Raw genomic sequence first — 17,129 nt, forward strand, 5'->3', positions numbered from 1 at the left:
TCCTTATGCGATAGGGGCTGATTCAGTAGGAGCCAGATGCGCCGCAATGCGCTGGCGCAGTCGGGTCTTGTCGACTTTGCCGACGGCAGTCATGGGCAGCTTGTCGAGGTGTTCAAAACGGTCGGGCAGCTTGTAATCGGCCACGCCCAAACCGCGCAAAAACTTGCGCAGGGCGACGCTCTTGAGCGCCGGGTCACGGCTGACCACGAAGGCGCAGCTCTTCTCGCCCAGGGCCGTGTCGGGCATTGCCACCAGCGCCGCATGGGTGATTGCCGGATGCGCCATCAGCAGGTTTTCCACTTCTTCAGCGGCGATCTTCTCGCCACCCCGGTTGATCTGGTCCTTGATCCGCCCGACCACCTCCAGGTAGCCATCGGCGCGCAACCGCACCAGATCGCCGGAGCGGTAGAAACCCTCGGCATCGAAGGCCTGGGCGTTGTGTTCGGGGCTCTGGAAATAGCCGCGAATGGTGTACGGGCCACGGGTCAGCAGCGCGCCAACCTCACCGACCGCCACCGGGTTGCCGGCGCGGTCGAGCACGCGCACTTCATCGGCCGGGCTCATTGGGCAGCCCTGAGTGCCGTAGATCAGCGCCTCGTCATCATCAAGACGGGTGTAATTGACCAAGCCTTCGGCCATACCGAATACCTGTTGCAAGCGGCAGCCAAGCTCACTGCCGATGCGCCGCGCCTGCGCTTCGGGCAAACGCGCGCCACCGACCTGCAACAACTGCAGGCTGGCCAGTTCTGCCCGCTGTCCGGCAGCGGCCTGCAGCCACAGCGACAGGGCCGGCGGCACCAGAGCGGCAACACTTACCCGATGGCGGGCGATCAATGGGAAACAGGTAGCAGCTCCCGGATCGGCCGCCAGCACCACACAACCGCCGGCATAGAAAACACCCAGCGCGCCGGGCGAGCTCAGGGCAAAGTTGTGCGCCGCCGGCAGCGCGCAGAGGTAGCGGGTGTCGCGATCAAAGCCACAGATATCAACACTACGCCGAACGCTATAGGCGTAGTCGTCATGGGTGCGCGGAATCAGTTTCGGCGTACCGGTGCTGCCACCGGAAAGCTGGAAGAACGCCACCTGATCGGCCGGCGTCGGCGCATAAACATGCTGCGCGGCTACTGGCTCAAACCAAGTACTTAGTGAATGCGCTGGGTCTACATCGCCATCGAATAGCAGCGTGTCGAGCTCGGGAATGGCGACCTGCAATTGATCGAGGAAAGCGTCATCGACAAACAACGGATGCTGGCGACTGCCGATAAACAGCCGTGGCCGCACCTGCCCAGCGTAGGCCAGCAACTCCAAGCGGCTATGACTGAACAGTGCATTGACCGGGGCAACACCGGCCTTGAGCAGAGCAAAGAAGACGATATAAAACTCAGACTGATTAGCCAGCTGCACCAACGCCCGATCTCCCGGTGCGAAGCCCAGATTGGCCAAGCGCTGGGCCAGATATGTGGCTTGCACATCCAGCTCGGCATAGCTCAGCTGCCGTTCACCACAGATCAGCGCAATCGCCTCGGGCTGCGCCTGTACCTGCTTCTCCAGCAAGTGTGTCAGCGGCTCACTGCGCCAGTAACCGGCCTGGCGATAACGCGCGGCAAATTCCGCCGGCCAGGGTGTGAAAGGCACCAGACTCATAGCGCCTCCCGTTCCAGACCGAAGGCCGAGAGCATGGTGCCCAGCTTGTTGCCGGTCTCCAGCCACTCGGACTCCGGGCAGGACGCGGTCACCAGCCCTGCGCCAGCAAACAGGCGAACCCGCGTGTGCTCGACGATGCCGCAACGAATCACCACCACCCACTCGCCATTGCCATCGGCATCGCTCCAACCGACGATGCCGCCAAACACACCACGGTCGAAGGGTTCCAGTTCGGCGATCAACTGCTTGGCCGCAGCGGTAGGAAAACCACACAACGCTGGCGTTGGGTGTAATCGGCAAGCCAGGCTCAGCGCGGACGCCGGCGCAGCCAACTCACCGGAGATTTGCGTCGACAGATGCCAGAGCCGTGCGGTCTTCAGTAGCGAAGGCGAATCGGCGACATTCAGGCTGCGGCACAGCGGGCGCAGCTGACGGTCCAGTTCCTCGATCACCAGGCGATGCTCGTGCAGGTCCTTGGTCGATTGCAGCAACGCCTGCGCCACCCGCGCATCGGCAGCAGGGTCGGCCAGGCGTTTGGCCGAACCGGCCAGCGGATTGGAGGTGAACTGACAGCCCTGCTGACGCAGCAACAGTTCGGGGCTGGCGCCAATCAGCACGCCGCCATCCGGCAAGTCCATAGAAAAGTGGTAAGCCTCGGGATTCTGCTGGCGCAGCCCCTGGAACACCGTGGTGGCACAGGGTGCGTGATCGAATTCCAGCTGCAACAACCGCGACAGCACCACCTTGCTCACCTGGCCCCCGCGCAACACCTCAACCGCGCGACTGACGGCCTGCTTGAATCCGTTCTGATCCGGCTGTTCGGTGCATTGCCTGGCCTTGCCACAGGGCAAACCGCAGACTTTCGTTGGTGGCGCACCCGGCAATAAGCGCGAAACATGGCGCGGGACAAACAGGCTAGACGGTTGCCGTTTGTCGAAGGGAATCACCCCAACCACCAGCGGCTGACTTAAGCCTGCCACCCTGGCTTCGGCAAAGGCGGCTTCGACCGCCCGCTCAACCCCGTGACCATCATCACCCGCCGGCGCTTCGATAGCCTGGAAACAACCGCTGGCCTCAACCCCACCTTCGGGAGAATAGAACCGATAAGTGGGCGTATGGATACCGCTCCAAGGGGAGCCCCCATGAGCGGTACGCGTCAATGCATTCACTCCAACCTCCATATTTAACGCTAATACGAATAATTAGCATTCATATAAGGAGGGCAAAACTAACCACTCGCAGAAGTTGCGTCAATTTATTTCTAGGGCTCTAGCCCGAGGGTTACTGGGACGAAATGGCGCGAATTGTCGCCATCCGCGGCGAACCTGCTGCTCGCGCGCGGCTTTGGTCGACAAGTGCAGCGATCCCATTCGGATGAACGGGATCGCTGCTTTACCTAATCTGCCAACGGCATCGCAGAGCTGACACCGCAAGGGAACTTTTACCGGCCCCGCTCCGCCAGGATGCGCGTCGCGCCCTGGGTGTTCTGGCAGTACCAGAACACCCGACTGACCCCACGGGTGACCGCTACATAGGCCAGGCGCAGGCTTTCGTCCTGCATGGCTTGGTCGTAGCTGTTGCTGAAGAAGCCCGAATAGGCGTACAGCGCATTGCGCAGCGGGTGTGGGGTGGGCGGCATGCAGTCGTCGAGGATGATGGCCACTTCGGCCTGCAAACCCTTGGCGCGGTGAATGGTGTAGGCCTTGACCGGTAGCTTCTTGTCCAGTTGCGCAGTGATGGCCTTTAGCGGCTCGTTACGCCGGCTGAGCAGCAGCACCGCGTTACGTTCTTGGCTATTGCGCTCGGCGGCATGCGCGCATTGCTGCTGAATCTGTTTGATCAACTCGGGTAAGCGCGCCTTGCTGTCAAAACGCTGGATCAGGCGTACGCCGTGGTCGCCCGGCTGTGTGGCTTTGATCGCATGGCTGGCTTTGGCTTGCTTATGTTTTACGCCGCCGAGCAACGCTTCGGCGTCGCGGATAATCGGCTCGATTGAGCGGTAGTTGTTAGCCAGAGTAAGCACCTGGCTGTGCTTGGCCCGGCCTTTACCGGGGAAGTGCCGATCAAAGTCGATAAACAGCTCAGACGAGCTGCCACGCCAGCCGTAGATCGACTGCCAGTCATCACCAATCGCCATCAGGCTAACCGCACTACCCTGCTGCGTTTGCGCGCGTTGCACAGCCTGCAACCATTGCACGATCTGCGGCGAGATGTCCTGAAATTCGTCAATCAGCAGATGGCTAAACGGTGCCAGCAGCTGTGCAGGGATGCCCTGCCCACCGGCATTAAAGCGCGCGGTCAATTGCTGGAACGCAGCATTGAAGGTCAGTAACCCCTGCGCCTGTAAGCAGCGCTCGAAGTACGGCCAGAACAACAGCAAGGCTTCGCCGAACTCGCGCACATCCGCCGATCCCGCCAAGGTCTGCGGCTGCATGGCGCTAAGCACAATGCCAATGCTCTCGGCAAACCCCGCCTGGGCGTAGAACGCTTCATACAGCGGTGTAGCACTGAACTCGCCCGGCAACTTGTAGGCATCCAGCGGGGCTTTGCCCACGCGCTGGCTCTCGACCGCAGGCAACGGCAATTGCAGCAGGCCATGCACCTTCTGGCGGAACAACGTTTGCTCGGCATAGCACTGCTGATAGGCCTGTTTGAGCAGGCGTTGCTGAGCTGGGCGCAAGCGACTGGCGGTTAGCGGATTGTCCAGCTCACGGCCGGCCGCTTGCGGGTCATCCATCTGTTCGAACCAACGCGGGTTATCGAGCAGGCTTTTGGCCACAGCGCCCATTGCCGAGTGAAAAGTCCGCACACACTGGCGCGCCTGGGCGGCATCGAATGGGTAGTTGAAGAAGCCAAGCACCTTGAGCAACTGCGCACGCAGTTCGGCACAGGACACATTGGTGAAGGAAATTACCGTGAGCTGCTCAGGCTTGATGCCCAGGTGGCAGAACATAAACACCACCCGCAGCACCAGCGTGGTGGATTTGCCCGAGCCAGCCCCGGCAAAGATGCGCGTCAGTGGATGATTGCTGAGGACCATCGCCCACTGCTCATCCGATGGCGCGCTGAGCAAACCGGCGCTCACCGCCCGCGCCACCTGCTCGCGCATGCTCTGGCTGCTGGCAGCGTCGACCGCGAGCATGGCCGGCCCGTAAACCCCTTGAACGCTGGTTTTACTGGCGGCGCGACGCGATTTAGCCGGCTGTTTAGCAGTGCTCGGCTTGCTTTTACCCGCGGCAGGCTTCTTTGCTCGCGCGGTCGGTTTTTTTAGCGGAGCCGTCGCTTCGCGCTCGGCACGCAGATACGCTGTGGTGTGGGGAAAGTAGTGCGCCAGAGCAGCGGCAATGCGCCGCTTGTAGCGCTGAACAGCAGAAGGCATCCAACGACCCAGTCATGCAGATAGATCGTTGAATGATAAGTGCTTTTTACGTCGAGCTGGTGATTGGCGGGCGAACTGACACAACGCGTGCTCACCCGCCAGCATCAGCACATTGTCAGTCAAGCATGCCGACATAACGTGGGTGGCTGGCAACCCGCTCCAGCCAGGTGCGGATTGCCGGGTACGGAGTCAGATCGAAACCGCCTTCATCGGCCACATGGGTGTAGGCATACAAGGCAATATCGGCAATCGAGAACTCTTCGCCCACCAGATAAGCGGTGCGCTGTAGCTGTTTCTCCATCACCTTCAGCGCCTTGTAACCGCGAACATGGCACTCCTCGTACTCACTGCGACGGGCCTCTGGCAGGCCCTGATATAGCTGAATAAAACGCGCCACCGCCACATAAGGTTCATGGCTGTACTGCTCGAAGAACTGCCATTGCAGCACTTGGGTGCGCAAGCGTGGCTCAGTCGGCAAGAACTCACTGCTATCCGCGAGGAAATTGAGGATCGCATTGGACTCCCACAGGCAGGTGCCGTCTTCCAGCTCCAGCACCGGAATCTTGCCATTGGGGTTCTTGGCCAAAAACGCGTCGCTCTGGGTCTCGCCCTTGAGGATATCGACCGCTATCCACTCATAAGGCTGATCCAGCAGGTGCAGCATCAGTTTGATCTTGTAGCAGTTGCCCGAACGGTAATCACCGTAAACCTTGACCATATCCCCTCCTCCTACTGAGTCCTCATTTACTCGCTTGCACCTGGCGGATCACTTCAGCTAAACGCTTGAGGCCTTCACCCAAACGCTCCGGTGCAACGTGGCTGAAATTAAGCCGCAAATAGCCAGGATTGGCGTCCGGGTCGATAAAGAACGGTTCGCCCGGCATAAACGCCACATTCTGCGCCAACGCCGGCGCCAGCAACGTGCGGGTGTCCAGCGGTTGCTTGAGCGTCAGCCAGAAGAACAAGCCACCCTGAGGAACCTGCCAGTCGGCTAGATCGCTGAAATGCTCTTCCAGCACCGCCTGCATGGCATCACGGCGAATGCGATAAAAGTCGCGCAGCTCGGCCAGATGGCCGCGGTATTTCTCGCTGCCCAGCCACTGCAGCGCTTGCCATTGGCCGATGCGGTTGGTGTGCAGGTCTGCCGACTGTTTCAGTCGCAGCAAATAGGGGTAAAGGTCCGGGGTGGCGATCAGGTAACCCACGCGCAGGCCCGGGAGCAACGTTTTCGACACGGTGCCGGTATAGATCCAGCTGGCCTTCTGCAGGCGGCTGACAATCGGCGTAGCACTACCTTCGTCAAACACCAGCTCACGGTAAGGCTCATCTTCAATCAGGGTCACGCCGAACTCGTCCAACAGAGCGGCTACGGCGTCGCGTTTGGCTTCGCTGTAACGCACCGCTGATGGGTTTTGAAAGGTCGGGATTAGATAGGCAAATGCAGGTTTATGGTTCTGCAGACGCTCACGCAACGCATCAATCCGCGGGCCATCGGCTTCCTGCGGGACAGCAATGCAGTCGGCACCAAACAGCTGGAAGGCTTGCAGCGCGGCAAGGTAGGTCGGCGCTTCGAGCAGTACTTCGGTACCCGGATCGATAAACAGCTTGCTGGCCAAATCGAGGGTTTGCTGCGAGCCGCTGACAATCAGCACCTGACTGGCGTCGCAAGGTACGCCAAGAGCACGCGCCTCAGCGGCAATCGCCTCACGCAGCGCCGGCTCACCTTCGCTCATGCCGTACTGGCCCATGCTCGTCGGCATTTCAGCCCACTCGACCTTCGGCAACATCGGCTCGGCAGGCAAGCCGCCAGCAAATGACATGACTTCCGGACGCTGCGCCGCGGCAAGAATTTCACGGATCAAGGAGCTTTTCAGGCGGGCAACACGTTCGGAGAAGGCCATGGATATCACCGGTAGCAAAGGCAAATAAAAATAGGTCAAACTGTTTGACCGAAACTACGACGACCAGACTGGATACGTCAATATGCTTGACCTTAAAAATCCAACCACTCAGCAGACTGCCATGGAAGCCTTCTTCTTTGGCTATCAAGCCTTCACCGCCAAAGCCGATGAAATGCTGGCGCGCCGTGGCCTGTCGCGGGTGCATCACCGCATCCTGTTTTTTATCGCCAAGTACCCAGGCCTGAGCATGAAAGAACTGCTCGGCTATCTGGGCGTCAGCAAGCAAGCGCTGAACACACCACTGCGCCAGCTGCTGGAAATGGACCTGGTGCAAAGTCTTGCCGCCGAGAACGACAAGCGCAAACGCCTACTCGGTTTTACCGCCGAAGGCGCCAAGCTAGAACAGGCGCTGCGCCGCGAGCAGGCCAAGCTGTTACAGCGGGCCTTTAATGAAGTCGGAGAAGAAGCTGTCAGTGCTTGGCTGCAGGTCAACCAGACGTTGGGCAATAGCCACCCGAACAGCTCGCCCGACAACTGAACACACCAACGAGCGCAGACTAGCGACCTAACTGTACCGACCAGCAGTTGCACACTAAAGACTGTACCGCTCATTGCCTGCATCGCTGTACCGCGACGCCCTGTCCATCTGTCCCTAGGCTGATCAGCACTGCCCCTGAGTGCTGCGCCATGACCACCGAATTGTTGCTCGCCTTTATCGCCTTTGCCTTTGTCACCTCGGTGACGCCGGGCCCTAACAATATGATGCTGCTCTCCAGCGGGGTGAATTTCGGCCTGCGCCGCAGCCTGCCGCACATGTTCGGCATCAGCCTGGGCTTTATGCTGCTGGTAGCTTCGGTCGGCCTCGGCTTGGGCCAGCTGTTCGAACAAATGCCACTGCTGTATGACGTGTTGCGCTATCTGGGCGCGGCCTACCTGCTGTACCTGGCCTGGAAAATTGCTAACTCCGGCGCACCAGACAGCCAAGCCACAACGCGCAGCAAACCGTTCAGCTTTTTGCAGGCAGCTGCGTTCCAATGGGTCAACCCGAAAGCCTGGATCATGGCCATCGGCGCTATCACCACCTATACACCGCAGGAGAATTTCGTGGTCAATGTCCTGCTGATCGCCGCACTATTCGCTCTGGTCAACTGCCCTAGCGTCGGTCTGTGGACGGTCGCCGGTAGCCTGCTGCGCAACTGGCTGAGCAACGCCCGAGCGCTGCGCATCTTCAATATCGGCATGGCCTTACTGCTGGTAGCCTCGCTGTACCCCATCTTCGCCGACACTGGACTGCTCTGATGCACGACCTGTCACAACCACGTCTACGCCCCCTGGCGGACACCTCGCCCTCTGCGATCGTCGCCGGCTTTATTGCCATGCTCACTGGCTATACAAGCTCACTGGTGCTGATGTTTCAGGCAGGCCAGGCTGCCGGACTGACTAACGGGCAAATTTCATCGTGGATCTGGGCGCTGTCGATTGGCATGGCGCTCTGCTGCATCGGCCTGTCGCTGCGCTATCGCGCGCCGATCATGATCGCCTGGTCCACACCCGGCGCAGCACTGCTGATCACTAGCCTGCCCGGCGTGCCCTACAGCGAAGCAATTGGTGCGTATATCTTCGCCTCGGCGCTGATTGTGCTGATCGGTCTGACCGGCACCTTTGACCGCCTGATGCGCCGCATCCCTGCCTCCATCGCCGCCGCTCTGCTGGCCGGCGTGCTGTTCAAGATCGGTCTGGAAATCTGCGTGGCCGCCGAGCAGCAACCGCTGCTGGTGGTGGCCATGCTGCTCGCCTACCTGCTGGGTAAACGCCTGCTGCCGCGCTATGCGGTGCTCGCGGCGCTGATCGTTGGCAGCGGACTGGCCGGAGTCTTCGGCCTACTCAATTTTGAACACTTCGAGCTGCAACTGGCGGTACCGGAATGGACCACGCCAAGCTTCTCCCTGGCCGCCGTTATCAGCATCGGTATCCCGCTGTTTATCGTCGCCATGGCCTCGCAGAACTTACCAGGCATGGCCGTGCTGAGGGCCAATGGCTATGACGTGCCGGCCAGCCCGCTGTTAACAACGACAGGATTAACCTCAATACTGCTCGCCCCGTTCGGCAGCCATGGCATCCATATGGCCGCTATCAGCGCGGCGATCTGCGCCGGCCCGGAAGCCCACGAAGACCCGAAAAAACGCTACACCGCCGCCATCTGGTGCGGGGTGTTCTATGGCATCGCCGGCATCTTCGGCGCAACCCTGGCGGCGCTATTTGCTGCTCTACCCAAGGCGCTGATCCTCTCCATCGCCGCGCTTGCGCTGTTCGCGTCGATCATCGGCGGTCTGACCCAAGCCATGAGCGAGCCGAAAGAGCGCGAAGCGGCGCTGATCACCTTTCTGGTAACCGCCTCAGGCATGACCCTGTTCTCAGTGGGTTCGGCGTTCTGGGGGATTGTTGCGGGGCTGCTGACCTTGGCGATTCTTAACTGGGGTAAGCGGGAGGCATGATTAACAAAGATAGGTATAAAAAAATGGCCGGGAGCGATTTTTAACGTCGCGAAGCGACGGCCCGAAGGGTGTCGGCCATGGATGGTACGCCATAAAAAACGGGCTTATGCGACGCATAAGCCCGTTTTTGTTACAGCCGCTGTACTTAGCCGCGCTGGCGCTTAGGCAGCACGTCTTTGAGCTTGGCGTGCATACCGCGCAGGGTTTTCTCGGTGCTTTCCCAATCGATGCAGGCATCGGTGATCGACACGCCGTACTTGAGCTGGCTCAAGTCCTTAGGAATCGACTGCGCGCCCCAGCCCAAGTGGCTTTCCACCATCAGGCCGACGATCGACTGGTTGCCTTCGAGAATCTGGTTAGCCACATTGTCCATTACCAGCGGTTGCAGAGCCGGGTCCTTATTGGAGTTGGCGTGGCTGCAATCGACCATGATGTTCGGGCGTATGCCGGCTTTGGTCAGTTCCTGCTCACAAACGGCAACACTGACCGAGTCGTAGTTAGGCTTGCCGTTGCCACCGCGCAACACCACGTGACCGTAGGCATTGCCTTTGGTGGTGACGATGGACACGCCACCTTCCTGGTTGATGCCGAGGAAACGGTGCGGGCTGGAAACTGACTGCAGGGCGTTGATCGCCACAGTCAGACCGCCATCGGTGCCGTTTTTAAAGCCCACAGCCGAGGACAGGCCAGAGGCCATCTCGCGGTGAGTCTGCGATTCGGTGGTACGTGCGCCAATGGCCGACCAGCTGATCAAATCCTGCAAATATTGCGGCGAGATCGGGTCAAGCGCTTCGGTAGCGGTTGGCAGGCCCATTTCAGCCAGGTCACGCAACAACGTGCGACCGATGTGCAGCCCATCCTGGATCTTGAAAGAGTCATCCATGAACGGATCGTTGATCAGGCCTTTCCAACCCACGGTGGTACGCGGCTTTTCAAAATACACCCGCATGACCAGATACATGCTGTCCGACAGTTCAGCCGCCAGCGCTTTGAGGCGCCCTGCATACTCGTGGGCAGCCTTAATGTCGTGGATCGAGCACGGCCCAACCACCACGAAAAGGCGATGATCCTTGCCATCGAGAATATTGCGGATTACCTCACGACCACTGGCAACCGTGCGCAGAGCAGCTTCGGTCAGCGGAATTTCACGCTTGAGCTCTGCGGGGGTTATCAGGGTCTCGTTGGAGGCAACGTTCAGGTCATCAATCGGTAAATCAGCCATCGTGCTATTCATCAGTCAGAGTCATCAGGTCACGGGTGCCGGCCGCCAGCGATCCCCGTGTGGCGGAGCACAGCAATATGAGCACAGCGGGGAAGCCGAACCTTAGCGCGTAAAGGCCTGGCTCGACAATGGGCTTGGTGGCTTAAGCCGCGCCGACAGGACGATTCGACTAACTCAGGCTGGCGCGGGAGAATTCTGCGGCATGCTGGCTGATCCACTCCTGCGCAACCGCCTCAACAGTCAGGCTGCAGCCCAGCTCCTGCTCACGCTGATGGCGATAATGTTCGATCTGACAGACCTGTTCGACCATGCGTGCGCGAAACAAGGTGTCCTCATCAACGAAAGCGATGCCGACCAGATACTGACCCTCTTGCTTACAGCACCAGGCAACGACACCTGGATAACAGGCATGCTCGCCAAATAGCGGAATTCGCATTTCGACGGCGGTACCACGGCGGAATGCGCGCTTGGAGTTGCAAGCCACACCGCCGAGGCTGATATTGTTAAGCCGCTGTTTCGGTACGCAAGCCTGCTTACGTACCACCAATTCAACCGGCATATCGCTGGGATGACGCAGAAAGTGACGCATCGGTTACGACCTCGGATGCCATCAATTTGATACCACATTGAGCAGTATAGTGACTGAGCTGGAACTGACCGATCTAGATGCAGACCGCCATCTGCTCGACCTACCCGGCACCTCACTGCTGATATTTACCAGCATAGGTTGTGCCAGTTGCCGTTGGGCGCGCCGTGAACTGCCTAAATTACCGCTGCCAATACAGCGCCTGGCCTGGGTCGATGCAGCCAACAGCGGCGGTTTAGTGACGCGCTACGAGGTATTTCATCTACCCGCGCTATTCGTGGTACGGGATGGCCAATTTTATGGCGCGCTACAGAGTCGCCTGCACACAGCCGAACTTATTCAGGCGCTGGACACTGCCCTGTCGCGCCCCGCAGAGGAACTACCTTGATGAATGCAGCACCACGCATAGGCATTATCGGCTCCGGCGCGATTGGCGGTTTTTATGGCCTGATGCTGGCTCGCGCCGGTTTTGATGTGCATTTTCTGCTGCGCAGCGAATTTGCCGCAGTCGCCAGTCAAGGGCTGCAGGTCAATAGCGCCGTACACGGCAACCTGTACCTGAATAACGTGCAGGCTTACCAGTCGGCGGCCGATATGCCGCCCTGCGACTGGCTGCTGATCGGCGCCAAGACCACCAGCAATGCCGAACTGGCTCCGTTAATCAGCCAGGCCGCCGCGCCTGGCGCCAAGGTAGTGCTGATGCAGAATGGCCTAGCCGTGGAAGACGAACTGCGTCCGCTGCTGCCAGACTCGCTGCACCTGCTGGGCGGCCTTTGCTATATCTGCGCCCATCGCAGCGCACCGGGGGTGGTCGAGCACCAGGCCCTAGGCAACGTCAACCTGGGCTATCACTCAGGCCCGGCGAGTGATGCCGACAGTCGTCAGCAGATCCTCGAGCAAGGCAGTGCGCTGTTTCAGGCTGCAGGGCTGGACTCCACTGCCATGGCCGAACTCAACCAGGCGCGCTGGCAGAAACTGGTGTGGAACGTGCCCTATAACGGCCTGGCCGTGCTGCTGAACAGTGCCACCACGGCGCTGATGGGCAACGCCGATAGCCGCGCACTGATCGAGGCGATCATGCAAGAAGTGGTGGATGCCGCCGGCGCCTGTGGTTATCAGTTACCTGCAGGCTTTGCCGGCAAGCTGCTGGCGGCCACCGACCGCATGCCGGATTATCTGCCAAGCATGTATCACGACTTTGCCCTGCAGCGCCCGCTGGAACTGCACGCCATTTATGCCGCGCCGTTGGCCGCAGCGGCAAAGACCGGCTGCGCCATGCCACGCACCGAGATGCTTTATCAGACCCTGCGTTTCCTCGAACAACGCGCGCAATAGGACACAGCCATGAGCAAGGGATTAGGCGACAAACTGGTACTGGCAATCTCCTCGCGGGCGCTGTTCGACCTGCGCGACAGCCATCAGATCTATGAAAGTCAGGGCGTCGAGGCCTATCGCCAATATCAGATCGAACACGAGGACGAGATACTCCCTCCGGGTGATGCCTTTCCTCTGGTGGAAAAACTCCTGGCACTGAACACGACCCTCAAACAGCAGCGGGTCGAAGTCATTCTGGTTTCGCGCAATAGCGCCGACACCGGCCTGCGTGCGTTCAACTCGATTCAGCATTACGGTCTGGGCATCTCGCGCGCCGCTTTTGTCGGGGGTCGCAGTCCCGACCCTTACCTGGCAGCGTTTGGTTGCCACCTGTTTCTCTCCACCCATGCTGAAGACGTGCGCAGTGCTTTACGTTCAGGGTTTGGTGCAGCCACTATCCTTTCCGGTGGTGCGCGGCGCGCTGCGAGCAATGAACTGCGCATCGCCTTCGACGGGGACGCCGTGCTGTTTTCCGATGAATCCGAACGGGTCTATCAGCAGGCCGGATTGGAAGCCTTCCAGAGTCACGAGCGCCAGTCGGCCCGTGAGTTGCTCGGCGGTGGACCGTTCAAGCCGTTCCTCGCCGCCCTGCACCGTTTGCAGCAGGAATTTCCCGAAGAGCAGTGCCCGATTCGCACGGCGCTGGTTACCGCGCGCTCGGCCCCGGCCCATGAGCGGGTGATTCGTACGCTGCGTGAATGGAATATTCGGTTGGATGAATCCTTCTTCCTCGGCGGCCTGGAAAAATCCGCGATACTGGAAACCTTCGGCGCTGACGTCTTCTTCGACGACCAGACCGGCCACTGCGAAAAAGCCAGCAAAGTCGTGCCCACCGGCCATGTCCCGCATGGCATCAGCAACGAGCCACAACTTTAAATCCACGCCCGAGGGTGCTCAGTCGCCCTCGCCGCTTAAACCTTTCCCTCGTATATAACCATTCGTCCTCAAAACCTCGGCTTTCTTTGACTTATTGCTTGCGCTGCTAAGCTCAGATCAGGCCTGCCAGTCTGGCAGTCAAGGAGGCCGAATGATTCGCTCGATTCTCTATGCAACCGACCTCGGCCTATACGCCCCCTACATCCTGCAGCATGCACTAGCACTGACTCGTTCCTTCAATGCCAGCCTGTATGTGGTGCACGCGGTGGAGCCCATGGGCCTGTTTGCCGAGTCAGTGCTGCAAACCTACCTGGATGAAGAGCGGCTCAAAGAATTACGCACCAACGGCCTGAGTACGGTAATGGCAAGTATCGAACAACGGGTGCTGGAAGGCTTTCGCGATGAGATCGGCGAAGCCCTGCATGACCTTGAGCTGATCAAGGCAGTGCGCGTGGTACAGGGCGATCCACCGCTGGTGATACTCGATGAAGCGCAGCAACTCGGCGTGGATTTGCTGGTCCTAGGTAGCCACAGTCACGGCACGGATATGGACATTCCACTGGGGCGCACCGCGTCGCGGCTGGTGCAGCTGTCCGAAGTACCGGTGTACCTGGTGCCAATGCTGCAACACCGCAGCCGCGGTGACCTTTAAACAAGCGCTGCACATTCTATTTTTTGGTCTAGATTTAATGCTTCAATCATCATTATGGTTATATAAAACGCCGGTAACCTGAACGGCTGTCTTTTTGCTTTGAGGGATTTTTATGAAGCTTCAGCAACTGCGCTACATCTGGGAAGTCGCGCATCACGACCTCAACGTTTCTGCCACGGCACAAAGCCTCTACACCTCGCAGCCCGGTATTAGCAAACAGATCCGCCTACTCGAAGATGAACTGGGGGTTGAAGTATTCGCCCGCAGCGGCAAACACCTGACCCGCATCACCCCGGCAGGCGAGCGCATCATCAATACTGCCGGCGAGATCCTGCGCAAGGTCGAAAGCATCAAGCAGATCGCTCAGGAATTCTCCAACGAGAAGAAAGGCACCCTGTCCATCGCCACCACCCACACCCAGGCGCGCTATGCATTGCCCCCGGTTATCAGCGCGTTTATCAAGCAGTACCCGGACGTGTCACTGCACATGCACCAAGGCACGCCGATGCAGATCGCTGAAATGGCTGCCGATGGCACCGTCGACTTCGCCATCGCCACCGAAGGCCTGGAGCTGTTCAATGACCTGATCATGATGCCCTGCTACCGCTGGAACCGCTGCGTAGTTGTGCCCCAGGGCCACCCACTGACCAAACTACCGAAGCTGACTCTGGAGGCTCTGGCCGAATATGCCATCGTCACCTACGTGTTTGGCTTTACCGGCCGCTCCAAGCTCGACGAAGCCTTCAGCCATCGCGGCCTGACGCCGAAAGTGGTGTTTACCGCCGCCGACGCCGACGTGATCAAGACTTATGTACGCCTGGGCCTGGGCGTCGGCATCGTGGCCAAGATGGCGGTCGATGCCAAGCTCGACCCGGATCTGGTGGTACTGGATGCCGGCGACCTGTTCGAAGCCAGCGTGACCAAGATCGGCTTCCGTCGCGGCACCTTCCTGCGCGGTTTCATGTGTGACTTTATCGAGAAGTTCGCCCCGCACCTGACCCGCGACGTCATGGCCAAAGCCGTGCAGTGCCACAGCAAGGTTGAACTGGAAGAACTGTTTGAGGGCGTGGAACTGCCGCTGCACTGAAGCAACCTGCGAGTATGAAAAAGCCCGTCCAAGTGACGGGCTTTTTCATACTCGGCCATACCTATTCAGTCGCTTTCAGCTCTTTGCCATGGGCAAAGTTGACCCACCAGCCGAAGGCACCTGCGGTAAAGAACATGATGATGCTGTAGATCGCCGCTGGGATCGACATAGTGGCGTTGTTCAGCAGCATTGGGCTCAGCGCCAGGGCAATTGCCAGGGTGCCATTATGAATACCGATCTCCATGCCGATGGCAATCGACTGGCGCAGGCTCAACTTCAACAACCGCGGCACCCAGTAACCCACCGCTAGGCTGATCAGGTTGAAGGCCAGCGCCGCCCCGCCCACCAGAGGCGCGTAGTCAACGAAGGTCTGCCAATCCTTGACCACCGCCAGGATGATGATGATCAGCAGAAACAGTGCCGAGATGATCTTCACCGGCTTCTCCATGCGCGCAGCAAAGCCAGGAAAACGGCTGCGTATCCAGATACCAATGGCCACCGGGCCGAGCACGATGACAAACACCTGCACGACCTTGGTGAACTGCAACGGTAGGGCCTGATCGCCCTCCATAAAGTAGGCCAGCGACAGGTTGACGATCAGCGGCATGGTCAACACCGCGATCACCGAGTTAACTGCCGTCAGGGTGATATTCAGCGCCACGTCACCATGGGCCAGATGGCTGTAGAGATTGGCTGTGGTGCCGCCGGGCGAGGCGGCCAAGAGCATCAGACCAACCGCCAGCGCCGGAGCCAGACCAAAGGCCTTGGCCAGAAAGAAGCACACCACGGGCAGCAGCAACAATTGGCAGCTCAAGCCGATCAGTACCGGTTTGGGAAACTTCACCACCCGAGCAAAATCCGCCAGGGTCAGCGACAAGCCCAGGCCGAGCATGATGATGCCCAGGGCAATGGGCAGAAACAGAGTCAATAACGGGTCAGCTGTCACGGCTTGCTTACTCCTCAGTCAAAGCGCTCGTCGATCTTGAACAGCGGCGTAGAACACTGCAGTGACTTTAGTGGCCAATCGTGTGAAAGAAATGGCGAGGTATAAAAAAAGCGCCCAGATGGGCGCCTTTTTATTGCTGAATGAAATTAGATCGCCGTAGCGCCGCCATCCACCGCCAGCGCCTGGCCGGTGGTGAAGGCCGCGTTATCGCAGCACAGGTAAAGTACTGCGGTGGCAATTTCCTCGACCTTGCCAATGCGCCCGACCGGGTGCATGGCGGCAGCGAATTCGCCCTTCTTCGGGTCAGCTTCATAGGCACGGCGGAACATATCGGTGTCGATCACCGCTGGGCAAACTGCGTTGACCCGAACTTTCTTCTTCGCATATTCGACCGCTGCCGATTTGGTCAGGCCGATCACCGCATGCTTGGAGGCGGCATAGATGCTCATCTTCGGCGCAGCGCCCAGGCCGGCTACCGACGCGGTGTTGACGATCGCGCCACCACCCTGCGCCAGCAACAGCGGGATCTGGTGCTTCATGCACAGCCACACACCTTTGACGTTAACGCCCATGATGGCGTCGAACTCGCTTTCGCTGCCCTCGGCCAGCTTGCCTTTCTCGATCTCGATGCCGGCGTTGTTGAAGGCATAGTCCAGGCGCCCGTATGCGCCCAGCGTACGTTCCATCAGCACCTTGACCTCGGCGTCACGGGTCACGTCGCAGCGCACAAACAGCGCATCGCCGCCGGCCTCACGGATCAGCGCGACTGTCGCCTCGCCGCCCGCCACATCAACGTCGGACACCACTACCTGCAGGCCTTCGTTGGCGAATGCCAGTGCCGTGGCACGACCAATACCAGCAGCACCACCGGTGACCAGGGCAACCCGGCCGGAAAAGCTAAAGCTCATCTGCGTGTCCTCGCAAGGATTTAGAAACTGTATCGAGTCTAATCAGCTCCCAGCTCGCA

At 59.5% G+C, this 17,129-nt stretch carries 17 protein-coding genes; 8 read left to right on the top strand and 9 right to left on the bottom strand.

What is annotated here, in order from left to right; all coding sequences use genetic code 11:
- Positions 1-3: 3 nt before the first annotated feature.
- From ACIGEK_RS15200 to ACIGEK_RS15220, 5 genes are all read right to left on the bottom strand, one after another.
- Positions 4-1,644, bottom strand: coding sequence for a (2,3-dihydroxybenzoyl)adenylate synthase (locus ACIGEK_RS15200; protein ID WP_397494127.1), 1,641 nt, complete (start codon positions 1,642-1,644; stop codon positions 4-6).
- The gene (locus tag ACIGEK_RS15205; protein ID WP_397494128.1) at positions 1,641-2,813 is read right to left on the bottom strand and encodes an isochorismate synthase MenF; all 1,173 of its coding nucleotides are present in this window, start codon (positions 2,811-2,813) and stop codon (positions 1,641-1,643) included. The genes ACIGEK_RS15200 and ACIGEK_RS15205 overlap by 4 nt, the downstream gene beginning before the upstream one ends.
- A 272-nt stretch (positions 2,814-3,085) precedes the next feature.
- A complete protein-coding gene (locus tag ACIGEK_RS15210; protein WP_397494129.1) occupies positions 3,086-5,023 on the bottom strand; it encodes a UvrD-helicase domain-containing protein in 1,938 nt (645 codons plus the stop codon).
- A gap of 115 nt (positions 5,024-5,138) precedes the next feature.
- Positions 5,139-5,741, bottom strand: a complete 603-nt coding sequence (locus ACIGEK_RS15215; RefSeq protein ID WP_397494130.1) for a glutathione S-transferase family protein — start codon at positions 5,739-5,741, stop codon at positions 5,139-5,141.
- A 22-nt stretch (positions 5,742-5,763) separates the two neighbouring features.
- The gene (locus ACIGEK_RS15220; RefSeq protein WP_397494131.1) at positions 5,764-6,924 is read right to left on the bottom strand and encodes a PLP-dependent aminotransferase family protein; all 1,161 of its coding nucleotides are present in this window, start codon (positions 6,922-6,924) and stop codon (positions 5,764-5,766) included.
- An 82-nt stretch (positions 6,925-7,006) separates the two neighbouring features.
- Between ACIGEK_RS15220 and ACIGEK_RS15225 the strand changes: the two genes are divergently transcribed.
- From ACIGEK_RS15225 to ACIGEK_RS15235, 3 genes are all read left to right on the top strand, one after another.
- Positions 7,007-7,462, top strand: a complete 456-nt coding sequence (locus tag ACIGEK_RS15225) for a MarR family winged helix-turn-helix transcriptional regulator (RefSeq protein ID WP_397494132.1) — start codon at positions 7,007-7,009, stop codon at positions 7,460-7,462.
- Between the two features lie 149 nt (positions 7,463-7,611).
- Positions 7,612-8,223, top strand: coding sequence for a LysE family translocator (locus ACIGEK_RS15230; RefSeq protein WP_397494133.1), 612 nt, complete (start codon positions 7,612-7,614; stop codon positions 8,221-8,223).
- Positions 8,223-9,419, top strand: coding sequence for a benzoate/H(+) symporter BenE family transporter (locus ACIGEK_RS15235; protein ID WP_397494135.1), 1,197 nt, complete (start codon positions 8,223-8,225; stop codon positions 9,417-9,419). The genes ACIGEK_RS15230 and ACIGEK_RS15235 overlap by 1 nt, the downstream gene beginning before the upstream one ends.
- Positions 9,420-9,564: 145 nt before the next feature.
- Here the strand turns inward: ACIGEK_RS15235 and ACIGEK_RS15240 are convergent, their stop codons facing one another.
- Positions 9,565-10,641 carry a 3-deoxy-7-phosphoheptulonate synthase gene (locus tag ACIGEK_RS15240; protein WP_397494137.1) on the bottom strand — a complete coding sequence of 359 codons (1,077 nt, stop codon included), beginning with the start codon at positions 10,639-10,641 and terminating at the stop codon, positions 9,565-9,567.
- Between the two features lie 169 nt (positions 10,642-10,810).
- Entirely contained in the window at positions 10,811-11,230 is a 420-nt protein-coding gene (locus ACIGEK_RS15245) for a PilZ domain-containing protein (RefSeq protein ID WP_397494138.1), read from the bottom strand.
- On the opposite strand from ACIGEK_RS15245, the gene ACIGEK_RS15250 reads away from it, so the two are divergent.
- The 5 genes from ACIGEK_RS15250 (at position 11,229) to cysB (ending at position 15,216) form a co-directional block, all read left to right on the top strand.
- Positions 11,229-11,615: a thioredoxin gene (locus tag ACIGEK_RS15250; protein WP_397494627.1), complete on the top strand. Its 387-nt coding sequence runs from the start codon at positions 11,229-11,231 to the stop codon at positions 11,613-11,615. The genes ACIGEK_RS15245 and ACIGEK_RS15250 overlap by 2 nt on opposite strands.
- Complete coding sequence (locus ACIGEK_RS15255) at positions 11,615-12,562, top strand: putative 2-dehydropantoate 2-reductase (RefSeq protein ID WP_397494140.1); 948 nt, start codon at positions 11,615-11,617, stop codon at positions 12,560-12,562. The genes ACIGEK_RS15250 and ACIGEK_RS15255 overlap by 1 nt, the downstream gene beginning before the upstream one ends.
- A gap of 9 nt (positions 12,563-12,571) precedes the next feature.
- A complete protein-coding gene (locus ACIGEK_RS15260) occupies positions 12,572-13,477 on the top strand; it encodes a 5'-nucleotidase (protein WP_397494141.1) in 906 nt (301 codons plus the stop codon).
- Between the two features lie 151 nt (positions 13,478-13,628).
- Positions 13,629-14,129 carry a universal stress protein gene (locus tag ACIGEK_RS15265; RefSeq protein WP_397494142.1) on the top strand — a complete coding sequence of 167 codons (501 nt, stop codon included), beginning with the start codon at positions 13,629-13,631 and terminating at the stop codon, positions 14,127-14,129.
- Between the two features lie 112 nt (positions 14,130-14,241).
- Entirely contained in the window at positions 14,242-15,216 is a 975-nt protein-coding gene (gene cysB / locus ACIGEK_RS15270; RefSeq protein WP_397494144.1) for an HTH-type transcriptional regulator CysB, read from the top strand.
- Positions 15,217-15,277: 61 nt separating this feature from the next.
- Here the strand turns inward: cysB and ACIGEK_RS15275 are convergent, their stop codons facing one another.
- Positions 15,278-16,162 carry a bile acid:sodium symporter family protein gene (locus ACIGEK_RS15275; RefSeq protein WP_397494145.1) on the bottom strand — a complete coding sequence of 295 codons (885 nt, stop codon included), beginning with the start codon at positions 16,160-16,162 and terminating at the stop codon, positions 15,278-15,280.
- 146 nt (positions 16,163-16,308) lie between these two features.
- Complete coding sequence (locus ACIGEK_RS15280; protein WP_304868682.1) at positions 16,309-17,070, bottom strand: SDR family oxidoreductase; 762 nt, start codon at positions 17,068-17,070, stop codon at positions 16,309-16,311.
- Between the last annotated feature and the right edge of the window lie 59 nt (positions 17,071-17,129).

The sequence above is a fragment of the Pseudomonas sp. NPDC079086 genome (assembly GCF_044542155.1).
Lineage (GTDB): Bacteria > Pseudomonadota > Gammaproteobacteria > Pseudomonadales > Pseudomonadaceae > Aquipseudomonas.